This window comes from Streptomyces sp. MZ04 (genome assembly GCF_004684775.1).
In the GTDB taxonomy this organism is placed as follows: Bacteria; Actinomycetota; Actinomycetes; order Streptomycetales; family Streptomycetaceae; genus Streptomyces.
This window is the reverse complement of record NZ_SRIC01000173.1, coordinates 1-17,755: the sequence shown is the minus strand read 5'-3', so window position 1 is coordinate 17,755 and position 17,755 is coordinate 1. Positions and strand designations below refer to the sequence as shown.

The following is a 17,755-nucleotide window of genomic DNA, read 5'->3' as shown; positions in this document are numbered from 1 at the left end:
GATGCCGGGTCTGGGTCCGACGCTGAGTCCTGGCCCGATGCCGAGTTCGGGCCCGAGTTCGGGCCCGAGTCCGGGTCCGACGCCAGGTCGGTGCCCGGGGCCGAGTCCGATGCCGGGTCCGGGCCTGTCGCCGAGTCCCGGCCCGATGCCGGGTCTGGGTCCGACGCTGAGTCCTGGCCCGATGCCGAGTTCGGGCCCGAGTTCGGGCCCGAGTCCGGGTCCGACGCCAGGTCGGTGCCCGGGGCCGAGTCCGATGCCGGGTCCGGGCCTGACGCCGAGTCCCGGCCCGACGCCGAGTCCGGGTCCGACGCCGGGCCTGGGCCTGCGGCCGGGTCCGAGCCCGACCCGGGGTCCGACCTCGCCCCCCAGCCCGAAGCCAAGGCGCCCGTCTGGCTCGACACCGAGACCGCGATCACCCTCCTCGCCTCCCCCCTCGCCGGCATGGACGCCGCCGATCTCCGTCGGCTCGGCCGTGCGCTGCGCGAGGAGGAGCGTGCCGGGGGGAACCTGCTGCCGCCACCATCGGACGAGCTGCTTGCCCGCGCGCTCGCCGAGCCGGAGCGGCTCATCGCGCATGATCCCGCGTACGCCCGTGGTGCTCAGCGGCTCGGTGCGCTGCTCCGCAAGGCCCGTGAGTGCCTCGCGGGCGGCGGCACGGCCGAGGAGGCGCTCTGGGAGCTGTGGGACGGCACGCCGTGGCCGCGCCGCCTGGAGCGCGCCGCACGCCGAGGCGGCGCCGCGGGGCGCAACGCGGACCGCGATCTCGACGCGGTCTGCGCCCTGTTCGCGTACGCGTCCCGCGCCGAGGAGCGCACCGGAGGGCGCGGCGCCCTCAACTTCCTGGAGGAAACGGAGGCGCAGGACATCGCCGCCGACACCCTCAACCGAAGGGCCGTACGCCCCGACGCCGTACGCCTGATGACGGCGCACCGCTCCAAGGGCCTCGAGTGGCGGCTCGTGGTGGTCGCCGGCGTCCAGGAGGGGCTCTGGCCCGACCTGCGCCGCCGCGGCTCCCTCCTGGAGGCCGACCGCATCGGCGGCGACGGCCTAGCCGAGCCCCTCACCCCCGGAGCGCTCCTCTCCGAAGAGCGCCGGTTGTTCTACGTGGCCGCCACGCGCGCGCGTGAACGCCTCGTCGTCACCGCCGTCAAGGCACCCGCGGACGACGGCGACCAGCCCTCGCGCTTCCTCACCGAACTCGGCGTCGAACCCAAGGACGTCACGGGCCGCCCGCGCCGCCCCCTGTCCGTCTCCGCGCTCGTCGCGGAGCTCCGCGCCACGACGGTCGACCCCCGGGTGTCCGACACCCTCAGAGAGGCCGCCGCGCACCGCCTGGCCCGCCTCGCCGCGCTCAGCGACGCCGACGGACGCCCCCTCGTGCCGTCGGCGCACCCGTACCGCTGGTGGGGCATGTACGAACCGACGGCGAGCGAGGTCCCGCTGCGGGACCGCGACAAGCCCGTCGTCCTCTCCGGAAGCGCCCTGGACCAGCTCGCCAACACCTGTTCCCTGCAGTGGTTCCTGGGCCGCGAGGTGAAGGCGGACGCCCCCGCGACCGCCGCCCAGGGCTTCGGCAACGTGGTGCATGTCCTGGCCGACGAGGTCGCGTCCGGCAGGACCCCCGCCGACCTCGCCGTCCTCATGGAGCGCCTCGACTCGGTCTGGGACTCGCTGGCCTTCGACGCCCCCTGGAAGTCGGCGCAGGAGAAGGAGCACGCGCGCGTGGCGCTCGAACGCTTCCTCCAGTGGCATGTGATGGACCGCGCGAGCCGCACCCCCGTCGCCAGTGAGCACGACTTCGACGTGACCCTCGAAGCGGGTCCCTATGAGGTACGCGTACGCGGCTCCATGGACCGCGTCGAGCAGGACACCGAAGGCCGTGCCTACGTAGTCGACTTCAAGACCGGCAAGCAGACCCCGAGCGCCGCCGACGTGGCCCGTCACCCCCAGCTCGCCGTCTACCAACTCGCCCTCCGTGAAGGCGCGGTGGACGATGCCTTCGATGGCGTACGTCCGGAAGCGGGCGGCGCGGAACTGGTGCAGCTGCGCCAGGGAGCCGCCAAGAAGGACGGCGGCGAGAGCCTCCCCAAGGTGCAGGCGCAGGAGCCGCTCTCCGGAGAGTGGGTGGGCGACCTGCTCGCCACCGCCGCGGGCAAGGTCCTCGACGAACGCTTCTCGCCCACCACGGGCCAGCACTGCACCCACTGCGCCTTCCGCGCCTCGTGCAGCGCCCGCCCCGAGGGCCGGCACGTCGTGGACTGACCTGTGTGGACTGATATCTACGGCAACCGTGCCGTCAGTGGCCAAGCTCACGTCGTGGCAGCCGCGTTCATAGCAGCCTCACAGGCCATCTAAAGTCTCGGTAAAGCTGATCCGTGCACTCAGCGGACCCTCCGATCGTGCACCTCTCCGAGGAGATACATACATGGCAGCCAACCGGAAGCTCCTGGCCGCGGCAGTCGCCTGTGCCGCCGCGTTCGTCGGCATCACGGGCTGCTCGAGCGAGGACAAAAAGGACCCCTTCGAGGGCATGAGCGCCGACAAGATCGCCGACAAGGCGGCCGACGCGTCCAAGGACGCGGGCTCCTTCAGGGTTGCCGGCCAGGGCAAGCAGGAGGGCAAGCCGATCAAGGTCGACTTCTCCGTTGCCAAGTCCGGTGACTGCAAGGGCAAGATGGGCGGCGCGGAGCAGGGCACCGCCGAGATCCTCGTCTCCGGAGAGTTCTCGTACATGAAGGGCGACGAGAAGTTCTGGAAGGAGACCACGGGCGGCTCCGCCCAGAGCGAGCTCCTCAAGGGCCGCTGGATGAAGGTGCCGAACGACAAGGGCGACGGCACCTGCAACCCGGACGACATGTTCAAGTCGGACGAGCTCAAGGACCTCAAGCGTGAGAAGGACGCCGAGGTCAACGGCCAGAACACGGCCGTCCTGACCAAGAAGGAGTCGGGCAAGAAGTCCACCTTCTACGTCGCCACCGAGGGCAAGCCGTACTTCCTGAAGGTCGTCACCACGGGCTCCGACGACCCGGGCACGATGCTCTTCAGCGACTACGGCAAGCCCGTCGTCGTCAAGGCCCCGCCGGCCGACCAGGTCGTCGACCCGGAGAAGCTCGGCGCCTCTTCCTGACCCCGCGGCCTGTCGGCGGCCGCTGGCCACCGGGCGCGCCCCGGTTGTCAGTGGCCGCCGCTAGCCTCTCTGACGTGCCACCTCGTATCACCGACCCCGAGCAGCTCACAGAGCTCCTCGGCATCCCGTTCACCCCGGAGCAGACGGCCTGCATCACCGCGCCGCCCGCCCCGCAGGTGATCGTGGCCGGAGCCGGTTCCGGCAAGACGACGGTGATGGCGGCGCGCGTGGTCTGGCTGGTCGGCACCGGCCAGGTCGCCCCCGAGCAGGTCCTCGGCCTGACGTTCACGAACAAGGCGGCCGGTGAACTCGCCGAGCGGGTCCGCCAGGCGCTGATCAAGGCCGGGGTGACCGACCCGGACGCCCTGGCCCCGGCCGACCGGACGGCGCCCGGCGACCCCCAGGGCGAGCCGGTCATCTCCACGTACCACGCCTTCGCGGGCCGCCTCCTGACCGACCACGGCCTGCGCATCGGCCTCGAACCCACCGCGCGGCTGCTCGCCGACGCCACCCGCTTCCAGCTCGCCGCGCGCGTGCTGCGCGAGGCGCCGGGTCCCTATCCCGCGCTGACCCGCTCCTTCCCCGACCTGGTCAGCGACCTCCTCGCCCTCGACAGCGAGCTCGCGGAGCATCTCGTACGGCCCGACAGGCTCCGCGCGTACGACACCGAACTGCTGCGCACCCTTCAGAGCGCCAAGCTCTCCAACGCGGACCTGCGCAAGGTGCCCGAGACGGCGGCGGCCCGGCTCGAGCTCGCCGAGCTCGTCGGTCGCTACAGGGAGGCGAAGCGCTCCCGCGACCTCCTGGACTTCGGCGACCAGATCGCCCTCTCCGCGACGCTGGCCCGCACCCGCGCGGAGGTCGGCGAGATCCTGCGCGAGGAGTTCCGGGTCGTCCTGCTCGACGAGTACCAGGACACGTCCGTGGCCCAGCGCATCCTCCTGGCAGGCCTCTTCGGAGGCGGCACGGGCCATCCGGTGACGGCGGTCGGCGACCCCTGCCAGGCGATCTACGGTTGGCGCGGCGCCTCCGTGGCGAACCTGGACGACTTCCCCGAGCACTTCGCGTACGCCGACGGGCGCCCCGCCACGCGCCACGCGCTCAGCGAGAACCGCCGCAGCGGCGGCCGCCTCCTGGACCTCGCCAACGGCCTCGCGGAGCCGCTGCGCGCCATGCACGCGGGCGTGGAGGCCCTGCGCCCCGCGCCCGGCGCCGAGCGCGAAGGCCTGGTGCGCTGCGCCCTGCTGCGCACGCACACCGAGGAGATCGCCTGGATCGCCGACTCCATCGCCCACCTCGTGGGCACCGGCAAGGCACCCGGCGAGATCGCCGTCCTGTGCCGCACCGCGACGGACTTCGCGCAGATCCAGGGCGCGCTGGTCGCCAGAGACATTCCCGTGGAGGTCGTCGGGCTCTCCGGGCTGCTTCACCTCCCCGAGGTCGCCGACCTCGTGGCCGTCTGCGAGGTGCTCCAGGACCCGGGCGCGAACGCCTCCCTGGTGCGCCTGCTCACGGGCCCGCGCTGGCGCATCGGTCCGCGCGACCTCGCCCTCCTGGGCCGCCGCGCGCGCCTCCTCGTACGCCATGGGCACGCCGCTCTGGACGACCCCGACCGCCGCCTCGCGGCCGCCGTCGAGGGGGTCGATCCGGCCGAGGTGATATCGCTCGCGGACGCGCTCGACACGTTCCTGGAGACGCCCGTGGACGGCGGCACGGAGGACGACGGGCTGCCCTTCTCGGCGGACGCGCGCGTGCGGTTCGCCCGCCTCGCCGCCGAACTGCGCGACCTGCGCCGCTCGTTGGCCGACCCGCTGATGGACGTACTGCACCGGGTGCTAGCCGTCACTGGCCTGGAGGTCGAGCTCTCGGCGTCGCCGCACGCGCTCGCGGCCCGCCGTCGCGAGACGCTCTCGAACTTCCTGGACGTCGCCGCTTCCTTCGCTGCGAACGACAGCGGCGCGAGCCTGCTCGCCTTCCTCGCCTTCCTGCGCACGGCGGCCCAGTACGAGAAGGGCCTCGACAACGCCCTGCCCGGCGGCGAGAACACGGTCAAGGTGCTCACCGCCCACAAGTCCAAGGGCCTGGAGTGGGACGTCGTGGCCGTCCCCGGCCTGGTGACAGGGACGTTCCCCAGCACCCAGGGCCGCGAGAAGTGGACGGCCCAGGGCAAGGTCGTCCCGCACGCGCTGCGCGGCGACGCGGCGACCCTGCCCGACATCGAGGCATGGGACTCCCGGTCCATGAAGGCCTTCCACGAGGACATGAAGGACCACCAGCGCACCGAGGAGCTCCGCCTCGGCTATGTGACGTTCACCCGCCCCCGCTCCCTGCTCCTGGGCTCCGGCCACTGGTGGGGCCCTTCCCAGAAGAAGCCGCGCGGTCCCTCCGACTTCCTCCAGGCGCTGTACGAGCACTGCGCGGCGGGCCATGGCGAGATCGAGGCCTGGGCCGACGAGCCGGAGGAGGGCGAGGAGAACCCCGCACTGACGGAGGCGTCCGCCGAGCACGCGTGGCCGCTCCCGCTGGACGACGCGTCCCTGGAGCGCCGCAGGGCCGCCGCCCGGACCGTCCTGGACCACCTGGACCGCCTGACGGGCGACGAGATCCCTCAGGCCGCCCACTCGCACGATGCGGCCCACCCCTCCGCGTACGACGAGGCACCCCCGGCGCAGGACCCGGACTGGCCGCCGCCCGAGGACGACGAACCTCCTTACGAAGACGAACCTCCTTACGAAGAGGCCGACTTCCAGGACGCCACCCCGGAGGACTGGGACGCCCTGCCTCAGGAACGCCCGACGGTGCCCCGCCCCGCGGACTCGCACCGGGCGGCCGTCCCGCACCAGGCCTCCGCGCCGGACGCCCGCCCGCACCCGGCCGAAGCTGTCCAGGAGCGGACCCGCCTCACTCCGGAGGAGGCCCGCACACTCGCCTCCTGGGACCGGGACCTGGACGCCCTCACCGGTGAGCTCCTGCGCGCCCGCGAGGCCATCAGGGACATCCCCGTGCCGGCATCGCTCACCGCGTCCGAGGTGCTGCGCCTGGCCGCCGACCCGGAGGGCTTCGCGCAGGAGCTCGCGCGGCCCATGCCCCGCCCACCGCAGCCCGCGGCCCGCCGGGGCACCCGCTTCCACGCCTGGATGGAGACCCGCTTCGAAGAGCTGCGGCTCCCGCTGCTCGGCCCGGATGACCTGCCGGGCGGCGCCCCCGGCGAGGCCGAGATCGCCGACGAGCGCGACCTGGCCGCCCTCAAGGAGGCCTTCGAGCGCACCGAGTACGCCCACCGCACTCCGCACCGCGTCGAGGTGCCCTTCCAGCTGGCGATCGCGGGCCGGGTCGTCCGCGGCCGGATCGACGCGGTCTACAAGGAGGTCGACGGCGACGACGTGACGTACGAGATCGTCGACTGGAAGACCAGCAGGACCCGCACCGCCGACCCCCTGCAGCTCGCCGTCTACCGCCTCGCCTGGGCCGAGCAGCACGACGTGCCCCCGGAGTCGGTGAAGGCGACGTTCCTCTACGTCCGCAGCGGAGAGACGTCGCGCCCCGCCCCCCTCCCCGGCCGCGCGGAACTGGAGCGGATCCTCCTGGAGGAACCGGGCGGTGATCCGGGTGAGCAACCGGGTCAGCGGCGCAGTGACGAACCACCGGACGAGCGGGTCACGGTGGGCGGCTAGGCTCGTGACCATGAGCAAGCCCGTTGACAGCGAGGTCAGCGACGTCAGTGGCGTCAGCGTCGTCCGTACGTATGTCCAGAACCACCGTGCCGCGTTCCTCGACGACCTCGCCGAGTGGCTGCGCATCCCGTCCGTGTCGGCCCAGCCCGACCACGCCGGGGACGTGCGGCGCAGCGCCGACTGGCTGGCCGCCAAGCTGAAGGAGACCGGCTTCCCGACCGCCGAGGTCTGGCAGACCGCCGGTGCCCCCGCCGTCTTCGCCGAGTGGCCGTCGGGCGATCCCCAGGCCCCCACCGTGCTCGTCTACGGCCACCACGACGTGCAGCCCGCGGCCCGCGAGGACGGCTGGCACACCGACCCCTTCGAACCGGTCGTCCAGGGAAACCGCCTCTACGCGCGCGGTGCCGCCGACGACAAGGGGCAGGTGTTCTTCCACACACTCGGCGTCCGCGCCCACCTCGCCGCCACCGGCCGCACCGCCCCCGCCGTGAACCTGAAGCTCCTGATCGAGGGCGAGGAGGAGTCGGGCTCCCCGAACTTCCGCGCGCTGATCGAGGAGCAGAAGGACCGCATCGCGGCCGACGCCGTGATCGTCTCGGACACCGGCATGTGGGCGGAGGACACCCCCACGGTCTGCACCGGCATGCGCGGCCTCGCCGACTGCGAGATCGAGCTGCGCGGCCCCGACCAGGACATCCACTCCGGTTCCTTCGGTGGCGCCGTCCCGAACCCGGCGACCGCGGCCGCACGCCTCGTCGCCGCCCTGCACGACGAGCACGCGCGCGTGGCCGTACCGGGCTTCTACGAAGGCATCGTCGAACTCACCGACCGCGAGCGCGAACTCTTCGCCGAGCTGCCCTTCGACGAAGAGCGCTGGCTGCGTACGGCCAAGTCGCGGGCCACCCACGGAGAAGCGGGCCACACCACCCTGGAGCGCATCTGGGCCCGCCCCACCGCCGAGGTCAACGGCATCGGCGGCGGCTACCAAGGAGCGGGCGGCAAGACGATCATCCCGTCGTCCGCCCTCCTGAAGCTCTCCTTCCGGCTGGTGGCGGGCCAGGACCCGGACCGCATCGAAGAGGCCGTGCGCACCTGGGTCGGCGACCAGCTGCCGGCCGGAATCAGCCACACGATCACCTTCGGCGCCGCCACGCGCCCGTGCCTCACGCCGCTCGACCACCCCGCCCTGCAGTCCGTCGTACGGGCGATGGGACAGGCCTTCGAGCAGCCGATCCGCTTCACCCGGGAGGGCGGTTCGGGACCGGCGGCCGACCTCCAGGACGTGCTCGCCGCACCCGTGCTCTTCCTGGGCATCTCCGTCCCGTCGGACGGCTGGCACGCGCCGAACGAGAAGGTCGAGCTCGATCTGCTCCTCAAGGGAGTCGAGACGACGGCCTACCTGTGGGGCGATCTCGCCGAGCACTGGCGCGATGCACACTGAACTCACCGCCCTGCTGAATCATCCGTTCCATCGGGGGAGTTGGAAGCACCTGTGACCACCTGGACCGACCGCACCGCAGACCGTCCCGTCTCGCTCACCGCGCCGAGCGGCATCGATCGCGCGGCCCACCACCGCCTCGACGAGGCCTGGCTGGCCGCCGCCTGGAGCCACCCGACGACTCGGGTCTTCGTGGTCTCCGGCGGCCAGGTGCTCATCGACGAGACGCCGGAGGGCAGCACCGAACTGGTGATGACGCCGTCCTTCGAGGCGCCCCTCACCGAGGCGCACCGCTACTTCCTGGGCACGGACGACGACGGCGTCAGCTACTTCGCGCTCCAGAAGGACTCCCTGCCGGGCCGCATGGACCAGTCGGCGCGCCCCGCGGGCCTGCGCGAGGCGGGCCTGCTCCTGTCGCCCCGGGACGCGGGCCTGATGGTGCACGCGGTCGCCCTGGAGAACTGGCAGCGCCTGCACCGCTTCTGCTCGCGCTGCGGCGAGCGCACCGTCATCGCGGCGGCGGGCCACATCCGCCGCTGCCAGGCGTGCGGCGCCGAGCACTACCCGCGCACGGACCCGGCAGTGATCATGCTGGTGACGGACGACGAGGACCGCGCGCTCCTGGGCCGCCAGGTGCACTGGCCCGAAGGCCGGTTCTCGACCCTCGCGGGCTTCGTCGAGCCGGGCGAGTCCATCGAGACGTCGGTGCGGCGCGAGGTCTTCGAGGAGGCCGGCGTCACGGTCGGCGACGTCGAGTACGTCGCGAGCCAGCCCTGGCCCTTCCCGTCCAGCCTGATGCTGGGCTTCATGGCCAGCGCCACGTCGTACGAGATCAACGTGGACGGCGAGGAGATCTCCGAGGCCCGCTGGTTCTCCCGGGAAGACCTGCGGGCCGCATTCGAGTCCGGGGAGGTCCTGCCTCCCTACGGGATCTCGATTGCGGCCCGACTGATCGAGCTCTGGTACGGAAAGCCCCTGCCGAGGCCGGGCACCGTCGGCTAGTCGCTCAGGCGGCCAGCTTCTGCTTGACCTGCGCGAGGGACGGGTTCGTCAGCGTCGAGCCGTCCGGGAAGAGAACGGTGGGAACCGTCTGGTTTCCGCCGTTCGCCTTCTCCACGAAGACCGCGGAATCCGGGTCCTGCTCAATGTTGATCTCGTTGTACGTGATGCCCTCGCGGTCCATCTGGCCCTTGAGCCGGCGGCAGTAGCCGCACCACGTGGTGCTGTACATCGTCACAGTGCCCGGCATGTGTCTCGCGCTCCTTTTAGCTCGGGTGCGTCATCGCACTGACACGAACGTACGTGACCCGGCCACCATTCCCGCATTAGTACGACTGCGTACGCCTCCCTGTGGACAACCGGCTCACCCGCCCCCGCCGACCTGGCAGCATGGCGGGGTGACATCAGCAACGCACTCCACCCTCTTCCCGCAGGTACCGGACTCTGCCGACGCGGTGCTCGCCGGGCTCGACCCGGAGCAGCGCGAGGTGGCCACCGCCCTGCACGGGCCGGTGTGCGTCCTGGCGGGAGCGGGCACCGGCAAGACCCGGGCGATCACCCACCGGATCGCCTACGGGGTGCGCGCGGGCATCCTCCAGCCCGCCAGTGTGCTGGCCGTCACGTTCACCAACCGCGCCGCGGGCGAGATGCGCGGCCGCCTCCGCCAGCTCGGCGCCTCCGGCGTCCAGGCGCGCACCTTCCACTCCGCGGCCCTGCGTCAGCTCCAGTTCTTCTGGCCGAAAGCAGTCGGTGGCCAGCTGCCCCGGATCGTCGACCGCAAGATCAAGCTCGTCGCCGACGCGGCCGCCGGCTGCCGCATCCGCCTGGACCGCAACGAACTGCGCGATGTGACGAGCGAGATCGAATGGTCCAAGGTCACCCAGACCGTGCCCGCGGACTATGTGGCGGCGGCCGCGAAGTCGGGACGCCTCATCCCCCGGGACGCGGCGGAGATCGCCCAGCTCTACGCCGCGTACGAGGACCTCAAGCGCGACCGCGCGGTCATCGACTTCGAGGACGTCCTGCTCCTGGCCGTCGGCATCCTTCAGGACCGGCACGACATCGCCGACCAGGTCCGCGCCCAGTACCAGCACTTCGTGGTCGACGAGTACCAGGACGTCAGCCCGCTCCAGCAGCGCCTCCTGGAGCTGTGGCTCGGCGACCGCGACAGCCTCTGCGTCGTCGGCGACGCCAGCCAGACGATCTACTCCTTCACCGGCGCCACCCCCGACCATCTGCTGAACTTCCGCACCCGCCACCCCGGGGCGACGGTCGTCAAGCTCGTCCGCGACTACCGCTCCACACCCCAGGTCGTCCACCTCGCCAACGGCCTGCTCTCCCAGGCCCGCGGCCGCGCCGCCGACCACCGCCTGGAACTGATCTCGCAGCGCGACGCCGGAGCCGAACCCGTCTACACGGAGTACGCGGACGAGCCAGCCGAGGCCGAGGGCGCCGCCCGCCGTATCCGCGCCCTGCTCGCCGACGGCGTCCCGGCGAGCGAGATCGCGGTCCTCTTCCGCACGAACTCCCAGTCCGAGATCTACGAACAGGCCCTCGCCGACGCGGGCGTGCCCTACCAGCTGCGCGGCGCCGAGCGGTTCTTCGAGCGCACCGAGGTCCGCGAGGCGGGCGCGGCCCTGCGCGGAGCGGCCCGCTTCGGAGGCAACGACGCCCTCCTGGACGACGTCGTCGACCTGCCCTCGCAGGTGCGGGCCGTGCTGTCCACGAAGGGCTGGACGACCCAGCCCCCGGCGGGCTCCGGCGCGGCCCGTGACCGCTGGGAGTCCCTGGCGGCCCTCGTGCGCCTGGCCGAGGACTTCGTGCGGGCCAAGCCCGAGGCGACCCTCTCCGACCTCGTGGCGGAGCTCGACGAGCGCGCGGCCGCCCAGCACGCGCCCACCGTGCAGGGCGTCACCCTCGCCTCGCTGCACGCGGCCAAGGGCCTGGAGTGGGATGCCGTCTTCCTGGTCGGTCTCGCCGAGGGCATGATGCCGATCACGTACGCCAAGACCGATGAACAGATCGAGGAGGAGCGCCGCCTGCTCTACGTGGGCGTCACCCGGGCCCGCCTCCACCTCTCCCTGTCCTGGGCCCTTTCCCGCTCGCCCGGCGGCCGCCCCAACCGCAAGGCGAGCCGCTTCCTCGACGGACTGCGCCCGGGATCCGGCGCGGGCACGGCAGCCCGTGCCGCCGGCGGCGGACCCGGCGGGGTGGAGCGCGGCAGCTCCGCCGAGGGGAGCGGTGGTGGTGCCCGGAGCCGTCGGCGCACGAGCAGGACGCCGGCCCGGTGCCGGGTCTGTGGACGGTCCCTGACCGACGCGGGCGAGATGAAGCTCATGCGGTGCGAGGACTGCCCGTCCGACATGGACGAGGGGCTCTACGAACGGTTGCGGGAGTGGCGCGCGGGCCAGGCGACACAGCTGGGACAGCCCGCGTACTGCGTCTTCACGGACAAGACCTTGATCGCCATCGCGGAGGCCGAGCCGGACGACGAGGGCGAGTTGGCCCGGATCCCAGGCGTCGGCGTTCGTAAGTTTCATCGCTTCGGCGCGGATGTCCTCGCCATCTGCGCAGGTCAAGAGCCTGTAAGGGGCGCCGATGACAACTGATTCAAACTCGTCGAAAAAATAGTTTGCGCATGCGCAAGGAAGACCCATAGGTTCTTAAGCACGGGAACGGCGCTTCTCCGAAGCCCTCGCCCCGTGCTGTACTTAATAGCCCGCAGGATCGGTTTCGGTCGATCCCATAGACGCCGAGAGGAGGCGATTCCAGTGATCAGCATCAACCAGAGCTTCATCAGCACCGCGAAAATGACCGATCGCTCGGTCGTCGCTTCCTGCCTGCTCGGCTTCTCGAACCTGGGCACCGGTCTGTCCGGTGGCATCCCTGCCGCCGCCATCCGTCCGGAGTCCTCCGTCCTGCCGCTCTCCCTCCCGCGGACCGTTCTCAACGGTTTCCCGGTGCGTGAGGTCAATGAAGGCAGCGAGCGAGCGACCAAGGCACCGGAAGCAGTAGCGACGGCACAGGCGCAGGCCTATGCCTTTGCCGCAGCCGGTGCCGGAGCCAAGAAGCAGACGACGCACCACCACACGATGTGGGCCTTCCGTGGGCTCGAACCCTGGAGTGATCCAGTCTGATCCTCGATCAGACCGGCGCCTTCAGGGCCGCGGAACCCCACCCGGGATCCGCGGCCCTTCTGTTTTCCCCAAAACAGGGAGACAGAGCCAAGGGGCCAAGAGCAAGACCCGGTACCAGCCGCCAACCGGCCGACCCAGGCCGGCACGACCAGACGAGGAAGAACACCACCGTGCAACTCGAAGCGCACGCCCCGTCCGTACCGCCTTCAGAGACGCTCCCCCCGCCCGTTCCTACGGAGGACTCCACCTTGACTCCCCTCACCGCGCTCACCGCGCTCGACGACGCCATCGAGAACCTCGGCGTACCCGTCCCCTGCCGTGCCTACGACCCGGAGGTCTTCTTCGCCGAGTCGCCGGCGGACGTCGAGTACGCCAAGTCCCTCTGCCGTACCTGCCCGCTGATGGAGGTCTGCCTGGCCGGCGCCAAGGAGCGGCGCGAGCCGTGGGGCGTCTGGGGCGGCGAGCTCTTCGTCCAGGGTGTCGTCGTGGCCCGCAAGCGGCCGCGTGGCCGTCCGCGCAAGAACCCGGTCGCGGCATGAGCACCGCCGGAACGATTGATCGCCCCCTGACGCACGACCCCCAGAAGCAGGCCCCGATGAAGGCAGCAGTCACGACCGAGCCCGCCGGCTCAGCCACCCCGGACTTCACCACCACCGGCGCGAACGACTCGCGCCAGAACAGGACCCGCGAGATGCAACTCATCCCAGAAGCCATGGCGCGTGCGCATATGCACGAACGCATGCGTGAGGCAGACGCCCAGCGTCCGGCCGCACGCCTGGTGGCGGCCCGCCGGATGCAGCGCCGCGCGGAGCGCGCGTCACTGCGTGCCCGGCGCGCGCTCGCCATGGCGGTCATGAACTGACCAGGCGCCCGACAAGCCGAGGCATCGGCTGAGCGCCACAACACGGCGCACCACGAAAGAGCCCGCGGGGGCCGGTCCGAACGGACCGGCCCCCGCGGTGCGTTGTGCCGGGCGAAGCTCCGGAAGCGGCGATATGGTCGCCGGGTGGACCAGCAGCCTCCTCAGCCCGCGGGCGCCGAGAATCTCGTGTGTTCCCGCTGCGGAACGGTCGCCGAAGGCGCGCCGCCCACCTGGACCTGCTCCGTGGAGAACGGCACCCGCCGCTACTTCTGCGAATCCTGCGCGCGCGAGAACCTCAGAGCCATCGAGGGGCGGCTCGACTCCGCCTGGTGGTGAGGGCGGTCCGCCCCCTCAGGCACCGGCCGCCGGATCGTCGGCCGTCTCCTCCTCAAGTTCCTCATCAAGCTCCTCCTCGAACTCAAGCTCCTCCTCCAGGAAGCCCGGCAGCCACGCCTCGAGCTCGTCCCGCATCCGCACCGTCGCCCCGAGCTGACAGAGCACCCCTATCGTGCTCAACGTCACACGGTGGATCAGCAGATAGTTGGGCGGCAGATTCAGCTGCTTGCCCAACTGGTAGGCGGGAGAGCGCGGATCGGCCACCCGCGCCGCCTGGCTGCGCATCCAGCCGCGCGTGAAGGTGTACTCCTCGACCAGCATCGGTTCGATGATCGGCAGCAGATAGTCGAGCACCGCGTCCGGCTCGAGATCGACGGACTCCTTGACGAAGCCCTCCCCGCACAACATCTCGTAGACCGCGTCGGCCTCGCCGTCGAGCGTCATCCGCAGGGATTCGCCGATCGTGCTGGGCAGCCCGCCGGGCAGGCGGTCCACCGTGCCGAAGTCGAGGACGCCGAGCCGCCAGCCGGCCTTCTCGTCGGGCAGCAGACGGAAGTTGCCCGGGTGCGGATCGGCGTGCAGCAGGCCTGTGCGCGCCGGGCCCGAGAAGAGGAAGCGGGCCAGGAGCTGTCCGGCCCGGTCGCGCTGCTCCTGCGTGCCGTCCGCGATCACCTCCGACAGTGGGACGCCGTCGATCCACTCCGTCACGAGGACTTGGTCGGACTGGTGGACCACCGCGGGCACCACGACATCCGGATCGTCCGCGAACTCCTCGGCGTGCGCCTCCTGCGCCTGCGCCTCCAGGCCGTAGTCGAGCTCCTCGGAGACCCGGTCGCGCAGCTCCGTGATGAGCGGCTTGATGTCCATCCCCGGGATCAGCGGCCCCAGGAGCCGGGCGAACCGGCTGAGCTGATTCAGATCGGAGAGCAGCGCCTCGCCCGCCCCCGGATACTGCACCTTGACCGCGACCTCGCGTCCGTCCTCCCACACCGCCCGGTGGACCTGCCCTATCGACGCGGCGGCCGCAGGCTTGTCCTCGAACTCCAGGAACAGCTCGCGCCAGTCCTCGCCGAGCCGCTCCTCGAGCACGGCGTGCACGGTGCTCGTCGGCATCGGCGGCGCCGCTTCCTGCAGCTTCGTCAGCGCGGCGCGGTAGGGTCCCGCGACCTCCTCGGGCAGCGCCGACTCGAAGACCGACAGGGCCTGGCCGAACTTCATGGCCCCGCCCTTGAGCTCGCCGAGCACCTTGAACAGCTGTTCCGCCGTGCGCTGTTGCAGCTCGCGCCCGACGATCTCGGCGGACTTGCCCCCGATCCGCTTGCCGAGCCCCCAGGTCGCGCGCCCGGCGAAGCCGAGTGGCAGCGCGGCCAGTTTGGCGGTACGGGTAACCGCCTTCCGGGGAAGATCAGACATGCGCCCCTCCAAATCCCAGACAGCCGCGCCTTGTCAGGCGCCTACTCGGCCATTGTGTCGTGCGGCTCTCGGGTCCCGGCGGGGTGTTCCCCCTTATCCACCGCACCCGCCCCGCATGGGCACGTGCGATGGGGGAGCACCGGCCGCGCGTGCCAGTCGAGACCGGGCACGGAGGCCTCCCAGCGGACCCCCGCGCTCGCCGGTGCCGCCCCGTCCAGAAAGGCGAGCGCATGCGCCGCGGCAAGGCCGGCGACCGTGGTCGACAGTGCCAGATCGCACGCCGTCACATGGCGCGCACGTCCCGAACGCCACTGAGCCAGCATGCGCGGCCAGGTGGGATCCCGGTCCGCACGCTCCAGTGACAGACAGCCCGCACACGCCGTCGCTCCCGGCAGGACGAGCGGCCCCACCACTCCGGTTCCCTCGATCACCCCCGCATAGAGATGCGGTGTCCCCGAGGAGACCAGTGGCTCGGCGGCGACCGGGTCGGGGGCATGGGCGTCGAGCCCGTCCCGCGGTGCGATGACCACGAGGGAGAGACCCGGCTCCCCTTCATCGGGCCGGCCGGGCCGGGGCGGCCGGTCGGGAGCCGAGCGCCGCACCGCCCGCCGCGCCGCAGCGTCCCTCCTGTCCCCGACCGTGTCGGCCGGCAGACCTCCCGGTGCCACGTCCCACGGTTCGACCAGGCCCCCGTCCCGCACATCGACCTGTCCCACACCGGCCCCCGCCAGGACCGACGCCAACACGGCGCCCACCCGGCCCGCTCCCCGGACCTGGACCCGCATGGCGCGCCGCGCAGCCAACTTCCGCATGCCGTCGCCCGGTTCAGGAGTCACCACCGACAGGGAGGCCAGATCGGGGCGCAGCCGGTCCATGGCCCCGCTCCGCTTGCGCAGGGCGTCGGCGGCCGGGCCGCCGCCCGTCGCGTCGTCCAGGAGCCCGGCCCTGGAGAGGCGGCGCACCAGGGTGTCCACGTGGTCGTCGGGCAGACCCATCCGCTTGCCCTCCTCGCGCAGATGCGGCAGCCCGCGTGTCCCGTCCAGGAGGTTGAGAAAGCTGCCCGTCGCCGTGTCCACCGGGCCGAGCACCAGCGCGTGCGCGGGCGCCACGCCGAACTGGACGGTGTTCAGGTCACGCCAGCCGCGGCGCAGCGCCGGCTTCAAGATCGGATGCATGGTCGTCCCCCGTGTTCCCCGAGTCCTCCGGCGCGGTCCCCGTCCGCATCACCGGTCGACTGCCAGATTGCCCGCCGCGGCGAACGGCCGCGGAAAGTTGTCCACAGGCAGTGGGTATTCGTCGTACTAATCGATCGCACGGGGCGCGGAACACCGCCGAACCGTCCCGGAGGCGGGACTTCCCCCACACCCAGCGGGTAACGTCGGGGCGTGCCCGCCGACCCACTGCACCGCGCCGGAAATCCACAGCGCAGCACGACCAGCCCGCCGTCACCCGGCTCGGGGGCGAGCGCGGTCGAGGTCAGACGGAGCGCCCGCCGCCGCAGAACGGTCTCCGCGTACCGGGAGGGCGATCGCACCGTCGTGCTCATCCCCGCCCGGATGTCCGAGGCCGAGGAGAAGCGCTGGGTCGACGTCATGCTCGACAAGCTCGCGGCGCAGGAGAGCAAGCGGGTCCTGGGCGACGCGGAGCTGGCCGAGCGCGCCGAACTGCTGTCCGAGCAGTACTTCGAGGGCCGGGCCAGGCCCTCGTCCGTTCGCTGGGTCACGAACCAGAACACCCGGTGGGGATCGTGCACTCCGTCGGAGGGCAGCATCCGCCTTTCGCACCGGCTGCAGGGCATGCCCGAGTACGTCGTCGACTACGTCCTCGTCCACGAGCTCGCGCATCTCCTCGTCCCCGGACACGGCCCCCGCTTCTGGCGGCTCCTGGAGGCCTATCCCCGTACGGAGCGGGCCCGCGGGTACCTCGAAGGTGTGGTCGCGGCCGACCGGCTGCCCCATTTGCCCGCCGCCCGCGAGGAGTGAACTTCCGCCGGATGCAGGGGTTGTGTAGCGGGTCTGTACCGGCTTGGCTCAGCGCCGGGCTTTGCGGTTAGCCTGACGCGACGCATTTACATTCGGGATGGGGGACGGTCGTTACGTATGGCCAGGGAATTCCAACGCGGCCACAAGGCCAAGATCAGTGACCTCACTTCGGGGACCGATCTGTACGTAGGTGTGCAGATCGGTGGCCCTGGACTGAGCTTCGACATCAGTTGCTTCGGCCTGGACGCGGACGAGCGGCTTTCGGACGACAGTTACTTCATCTTCTTCAACCAGCCGAAGTCGCCCGAGGAGTCCATCCAGCTCCTCGGCGCGCAGGCCGGCGACACGGAGTCCTTCCGGGTCACGCTGGACCGACTTCCGGCCAAGATCCAGAAGTTGTCGTTCACCGCGACGATCGACGGCGCCGGGCAGATGTCGCAGGTCGCCCCCGGATACATCCGGATCGTCGCGGGCGGCGAGGAAGTGGCCCGCTACTCCTTCAACGGCGCCGAGTTCTCCACCGAACGTGCCGTGATGCTGGGCGACTTCTACTTGAAGGACGTCTGGCGCTTCGCCGCCATCGGGCAGGGCTTCGACGGCGGTCTCGACGCGCTCCTGAAGAACTTCGGTGGCGAGGTCGCGGAGGAGGAGCCCGCCGCGCAGCAGCCGCAGGCCGGTGCCCCGTCCTTCGCGCCGCCCGGCCAGGCCGCGGCGCCGCCCGCGTTCGGCGCTCCGGCCGGCGCCTGTCTCTTATGCACATCTGACGCTGCCGACGAATAGCCTTGTG

14 protein-coding genes and 1 pseudogene are annotated in these 17,755 nt (G+C 71.6%); 12 read left to right on the top strand and 3 right to left on the bottom strand.

Annotated features, from left to right (window positions below; genetic code table 11):
- The 5 genes from E2651_RS28680 to nudC form a co-directional block, all read left to right on the top strand.
- Window positions 1-2,262: PD-(D/E)XK nuclease family protein (locus E2651_RS28680; protein ID WP_245239308.1), on the top strand; the 2,262-nt coding region annotated here is incomplete at its 5' end.
- A gap of 163 nt (window positions 2,263-2,425) precedes the next feature.
- Window positions 2,426-3,127: a hypothetical protein gene (locus E2651_RS28675; RefSeq protein WP_135334143.1), complete on the top strand. Its 702-nt coding sequence runs from the start codon at window positions 2,426-2,428 to the stop codon at window positions 3,125-3,127.
- Window positions 3,128-3,201: 74 nt separating this feature from the next.
- A complete protein-coding gene (locus E2651_RS28670) occupies window positions 3,202-6,801 on the top strand; it encodes an ATP-dependent DNA helicase (protein WP_167828918.1) in 3,600 nt (1,199 codons plus the stop codon).
- Window positions 6,802-6,811: 10 nt separating this feature from the next.
- On the top strand, window positions 6,812-8,242 hold the full coding sequence (locus E2651_RS28665) for a dipeptidase (protein ID WP_135334141.1): 1,431 nt from the start codon (window positions 6,812-6,814) through the stop codon (window positions 8,240-8,242).
- A gap of 51 nt (window positions 8,243-8,293) precedes the next feature.
- A complete protein-coding gene (gene nudC, locus E2651_RS28660) occupies window positions 8,294-9,241 on the top strand; it encodes an NAD(+) diphosphatase (protein ID WP_135334140.1) in 948 nt (315 codons plus the stop codon).
- A gap of 4 nt (window positions 9,242-9,245) precedes the next feature.
- Here the strand turns inward: nudC and E2651_RS28655 are convergent, their stop codons facing one another.
- The gene (locus E2651_RS28655) at window positions 9,246-9,488 is read right to left on the bottom strand and encodes a mycoredoxin (protein ID WP_135334139.1); all 243 of its coding nucleotides are present in this window, start codon (window positions 9,486-9,488) and stop codon (window positions 9,246-9,248) included.
- Between the two features lie 67 nt (window positions 9,489-9,555).
- Here E2651_RS28655 and E2651_RS28650 point away from each other — a divergent pair, with 67 nt between their 5' ends.
- From E2651_RS28650 to E2651_RS28630, 5 genes are all read left to right on the top strand, one after another.
- Window positions 9,556-11,847 (top strand): ATP-dependent DNA helicase UvrD2, encoded by a 2,292-nt coding sequence (locus E2651_RS28650; RefSeq protein ID WP_135334144.1) that lies wholly within the window; start codon window positions 9,556-9,558, stop codon window positions 11,845-11,847.
- A gap of 162 nt (window positions 11,848-12,009) precedes the next feature.
- Window positions 12,010-12,375 carry a hypothetical protein gene (locus tag E2651_RS28645; protein WP_135334138.1) on the top strand — a complete coding sequence of 122 codons (366 nt, stop codon included), beginning with the start codon at window positions 12,010-12,012 and terminating at the stop codon, window positions 12,373-12,375.
- Window positions 12,376-12,545: 170 nt separating this feature from the next.
- Entirely contained in the window at window positions 12,546-12,914 is a 369-nt protein-coding gene (locus E2651_RS28640; RefSeq protein ID WP_135334137.1) for a WhiB family transcriptional regulator, read from the top strand.
- Window positions 12,911-13,237 (top strand): hypothetical protein, encoded by a 327-nt coding sequence (locus tag E2651_RS28635; protein ID WP_135334136.1) that lies wholly within the window; start codon window positions 12,911-12,913, stop codon window positions 13,235-13,237. Before E2651_RS28640 ends, E2651_RS28635 begins: the two co-directional genes overlap by 4 nt.
- A gap of 144 nt (window positions 13,238-13,381) precedes the next feature.
- Window positions 13,382-13,573, top strand: coding sequence for a hypothetical protein (locus E2651_RS28630; RefSeq protein ID WP_135334135.1), 192 nt, complete (start codon window positions 13,382-13,384; stop codon window positions 13,571-13,573).
- 15 nt (window positions 13,574-13,588) lie between these two features.
- Here E2651_RS28630 and E2651_RS28625 read toward each other — a convergent pair whose 3' ends face one another.
- Entirely contained in the window at window positions 13,589-14,986 is a 1,398-nt protein-coding gene (locus E2651_RS28625) for an AarF/ABC1/UbiB kinase family protein (RefSeq protein WP_135334134.1), read from the bottom strand.
- A gap of 41 nt (window positions 14,987-15,027) precedes the next feature.
- Window positions 15,028-16,161 (bottom strand): ThiF family adenylyltransferase, encoded by a 1,134-nt coding sequence (locus E2651_RS28620; RefSeq protein ID WP_135334133.1) that lies wholly within the window; start codon window positions 16,159-16,161, stop codon window positions 15,028-15,030.
- A 210-nt stretch (window positions 16,162-16,371) separates the two neighbouring features.
- Here E2651_RS28620 and E2651_RS28615 point away from each other — a divergent pair, with 210 nt between their 5' ends.
- Window positions 16,372-16,968, top strand: coding sequence for a M48 family metallopeptidase (locus E2651_RS28615; protein WP_135334132.1), 597 nt, complete (start codon window positions 16,372-16,374; stop codon window positions 16,966-16,968).
- Between the two features lie 117 nt (window positions 16,969-17,085).
- Window positions 17,086-17,706 (top strand): annotated as a pseudogene (locus tag E2651_RS28610) (TerD family protein); the annotation flags it as partial.
- Between the last annotated feature and the right edge of the window lie 49 nt (window positions 17,707-17,755).